The sequence below is a fragment of the Neorhizobium sp. P12A genome, assembly GCF_008365395.1.
Classification (GTDB): Bacteria; Pseudomonadota; Alphaproteobacteria; order Rhizobiales; family Rhizobiaceae; genus Rhizobium.
In genome coordinates, this window is sequence record NZ_QOVX01000056.1 from 1 (window position 1) to 4,475 (window position 4,475).

General features: G+C 56.5%; 2 protein-coding genes and 1 pseudogene. 1 reads left to right on the forward strand and 2 read right to left on the reverse strand.

Annotated features, from left to right (window positions below):
• Nucleotides 1-439 precede the first annotated feature (439 nt).
• Nucleotides 440-1,483 (reverse strand): hypothetical protein, encoded by a 1,044-nt coding sequence (locus DTW90_RS36730; RefSeq protein ID WP_149345028.1) that lies wholly within the window; start codon nucleotides 1,481-1,483, stop codon nucleotides 440-442.
• 814 nt (nucleotides 1,484-2,297) lie between these two features.
• Between DTW90_RS36730 and DTW90_RS36735 the strand changes: the two genes are divergently transcribed.
• On the forward strand, nucleotides 2,298-3,464 hold the full coding sequence (locus DTW90_RS36735; RefSeq protein WP_149345030.1) for an IS110-like element ISRel9 family transposase: 1,167 nt from the start codon (nucleotides 2,298-2,300) through the stop codon (nucleotides 3,462-3,464).
• 135 nt (nucleotides 3,465-3,599) lie between these two features.
• On the opposite strand, the pseudogene istB reads toward DTW90_RS36735, so the two are convergent.
• Nucleotides 3,600-4,352 (reverse strand): annotated as a pseudogene (gene istB / locus DTW90_RS36740) (IS21-like element helper ATPase IstB); the annotation flags it as partial.
• Nucleotides 4,353-4,475 lie beyond the last annotated feature (123 nt).

The window sequence follows — 4,475 nt, forward strand, 5'->3', positions numbered from 1 at the left end:
ACGAACATATTGCCGCCGAGTGGTTTCGGTCCAGGCCATCGTGAACTCCTTCGAATCTTGAACAAATCCGACGGAATCACATCCTACTGAAATCACTCAACTCTTTTTCGGTCAGGCTCTAAGGCAATCCTGCGCTTCAGAGCAAAACGAGCCGTCGAGGGATTATGGACACAATCGGCAAGATCGTCGCTCTCTTCAAACCGCAAGAATGCGCAAACTACTTCACAGCCTGCGGATATGACCTTGTGGACATACTTAGAGCGTTCGATGCAGACTGATCGAAAAACGTTCTAACGCGATCTGTTCGCCGGCGAAGCATGCCGTCTCCACCGCTTGCTACCCCCCTCCGATCATTACTGCGCCAAAAAATTCCATTCAAAACCAGGAAAGACGCCAGGAGCTGAAGGCAAATCCCTTCGCCTTCAGCTCGCGGCGTTGGCTAGCAGGCATTGCGCAGATGCTCCCCCATAGCGGTGAGCAAGTCCGGCAAAAGCTCGTGTGTGCTGCAGGTCAGACGGAGGCTGCCCCCGTAGGTTGCGGCACCGATGAAATGATAGCCGTCGAGACGATTGGCGGCCATCGGTCCCCAGAACGCCTCCACGGATAGGTCGCCATATCGGTCGGGCATATCGATTACACCCAGATTGCTGAGCATGTTCTCGCCAATCCCGCCGCTCATGACCGCATGGGCAGTCGCGCTGGTCGAACCTGCAGGGATGAAGTTTTCCATCATCTGCGCGCCTATCATGAAGGCTTCCAGGGAGCGCGCTGCCTCGACCCCCGATACGGATCGACGGGCGATATCCCAGAAGCTTCCGGACATGTCCAGTGTTTCGGCCAGCATCGTGAAAATCTGACTACATGTGCGGGTATCGACAGGAATGATGCGGCGCAGGTCGATAGGCGAGACCAGCACATGCGAACTCTTGCCTGCACTCTCTGCCAGGCTGAACGTCAGTGCGGCGCAGAGCGCGCCATGGACGGTTGCGCCCTCAAGACGTGCCCGACCAGCAAGCGCCGCGGTCTCTTCCTGCGACAGGGCGATCGTCGATACGTATGGAGGTGGAAACGCTGCCGGCGCCGATGGCATCGCTTCGGCTATGTCCGCTGCGGGCGACTTCACGAAACTTGTCTCGTTGGAGACCAGGCTGCCGATCAGGTCGGGCGCCGAAGGCAGCAAGCTTCCCTCTCCGATGTTCTCCCCGCCAAGAGCCCTGAGAAGATCTTCGACGACGTAGGTCGACGAAATCCCGTCCGCAATCGCGTGATCCAGGAAGAGTGCGATTACCGTTCGCTCGGGGCCTTCAACGACGGATAGCCGCGCCAGCGTATCGCCTGCAGAAAAAGGCATCGCCAGGCCTGATGCGACCATCGGCCTCCAATCTATCTCGGACTTCGACTGGTTGAATTCGACGCCGATTTCGGCAGTCGACTTGCACAGCGCCACCCCTCCCGACGGAAGTGGCACTATGCGGGTCTGCAAGATGGGATGGCGCCTCTGGACCGCGGCGAGCGCCCGCAGGATTCTCTCTTGGGACAATCGCTCCCGAACCTCGACGACGTTGCAGATGACAATAGGATATACTTTCGAAAATAAATGGAATCCGCGCTCCAAGGCGCTCAATTCCCGCAGAAATTCTGGATTATCCGAACGGGTATTCACGGCTTCGCTACGCATGTACATATTCCTTTGTATCGATCTTCTTCGCATATCAATTGGAAGTATTCGGATATGGAGGACCTGTTACGGCGGGACAGAACTGCTCCTTATCGCATCCAAATGAATTTATCCGACATATACTCGTAGAACGGTAAGAATAATACCGAGAATATAGTTTCGGAAGAAAGCATAACTCCTCACAGAGATATCCGGCAATCTTAAATGTGTTACAAATGACATGAACTATAGGAGCTGTATTTCAGATGAAAAACGAACTCGGCTGGCGAGATATATTAGATGTCAAATCAGTGAGGTAACGCCGCCGCCTTGGCCAGAGCGCAGTTGGAAGGCGGGAAAGATCCAGGGTGAGGTCGAATCTCCGCGGGAGCCTGCGAATAGGCGAGACCGCTTGCTATGCAATGCAATCGGTGCGGAATGTTGACCCCTTATCGGCGTCCAATATTCAGCCCCTGTAGACGATCAGCGCTTGGCCTGCCCGGCGCTGACCGGGGTTGCAGAGGGTAGGCCAAGTGCGGGTGATGGTATCTTCGGCTTTAGATCCCATGAGGAGTGAACAGCGGGCGCCGCTCTGGCAGAGTGAGGTTGCATCAAAACACTCGCTCAGGAGGAGCAGTTTATGGAACCTGCATCCATTCATCCGACCGCTGTCCGCATTGATCTTGGCGCAATTTTTGTATCATTGGAACTGAGCCGATCGACCTGGTTGATCACTTCGTTGTCGCCGGGCAGTGGCGAGAAGATGTCGAAGCACGCAGTGGCCGGTGGCAATGTAGCCGAGCTGCTGGATCGATTTGAGCAGCTACAACAGAAGGCGCGGTTGAGAACAGGGAAGTTATTTCCCATCGTGACGATCCAAGAGGCAGGATTGGACGGCTTCTGGATACACCGCGTGCTGGAGACTCACGGCATCGAGAGTTACGTCGTCGACGCAGCTTCGATCGCGACTTCCCGTCGACGTCGACGTGCCAAGACCGACAAGATCGATGGAGAGGCTCTGACGCGCACATTGCTTGCGTTCAAGCGCGGCGAGCCTCGCGTATGTGCGATGGTCAGAGCGCCAGATCCGAAGGACGAAGATCGGCGTCGGATTTGCCGGGAACGCAAAGTTTTGATTGCTGAGCGGGTCAGGCATGTCAATCGCGTGACGGGGCTACTCTTCGCTCAAGGCGTCAGCGGCTATCAACCGCCCCGTAAGGATCGCCGTCAGCGGCTGGAGGAACTCCAGACCGGAGATGGGCGCGAGTTACCGAAACACCTGAAGGCTCAAATCAATCGCGAACTCGACCGTCTCGAGTTGCTGCTAGAACAGATCGCTGCAGTGGAGAGCGAGCGTAATTCTCTCCTATCGATGGACGAGCAGCCAGCGGTTGAGGCAACCTCGCCCGCAGCGATGCTGCTGTCCTTGAAGGGTGTTGGCGCTGAATTTGCCGCCGTTCTTTGGACCGAAGCCCTGTCCCGGCATTTTGATAATAGGCGGCAGATTGCCGCCTATGCAGGTTTGACACCAACCCCATGGATGAGCGGGACCATCGACCACGAACAGGGTGTCTCAAAGGCAGGAAACCCTCGGCTGCGCACCACGATGATCCAACTGTCTTGGTTGTGGCTACGCAATCAGCCAGCATCAGCGCTTAGCCGTTGGTTTGTGGATCGGGTTCAGTCGAATGGTGGACGCTTAAAGAAAGCCGCGATAGTTGCCCTGGCGCGCAAACTCCTTATCGCGCTGTGGAAGTTTGTCACTGCAGGTGTTGTCATCGAGGGGGCTGTCATGAAGACCGCCTGACGACCCCAAAAGATTGCCGAACACACAAATCTTCCAGGACTGATCACTCCTGGCGGATCCAGGTGAGCGAACCGCCTCAAAGTCGGGCTTTAAATGCCGCGCTTTAGATTGGTCCCGTTCTCCTGAGCCTTGCCGCTACGCAAGCGGGATAATGGTGCTGCCGGGCAAAACGGCGACCGTATGTGAGTTTGAACCGGTGACGGAAACGTGCCGCGTCATGCAAGGTGGCTCAGACCATGGGTTCGATACAAAATCGAAGGGGCAAGCTATGAAACTATGATTGAACTTGACGGCGAAATCCTCATGTGAGCTTTGAGAGCGGTTCTTGAAGCGCCAGGACTCGTTTCCGGTTTCCACGATCTCGCAGTGATGTGTCAGGCGGTCGAGCAGCGCTGTCGTCATCTTGGCATCACCAAACACCGACGGCCATTCGCCGAAGGCAAGGTTCGTGGTGACGATGATCGAGGTGCGCTCGTAGAGCCTGCTGATCAGGTGGAACAGGAGCTGACCACCGGCCTGCGCGAAGGGCAGATAGCCGAGTTCATCGAGAATGATGAAGTCGAGGCGTGTGAGGTAATCGGCCATCCGACCCTGCTTGCCGTTGCGCGTTTCCGTTTCCAGCCGATTGACCAGATCGACGACATTGAAGAAGCGACCGCGTGTTCCGTTGCGGATCAGCGCGCGGGCAATCGCGATGGCAAGGTGACTCTTTCCCGTTCCGGTGCCGCCGACGAGAACGACGTTGCGCTGATCGGCGACGAAGGTACCGGTAGTAGCCAGCTCCCGCACCAGGGGTTCATTGACGGGCGTATCGGCGAAGTCGAAGTCATCGATGTCCTTTGCAAGCGGCAGCTTGGCAATGCTGAGCTGGTAGCGAATGGAGCGGGCCGGCGTTGGTGCGCGGATCGTTAATGGCGTTGTCGTAGGTGATCGGCAATCGCAATAACCGGTCTTCGTGACAATGCCTTTCAAGCACAATGCCTCCCGCCGCCATCGCATTGGCAAGATGAA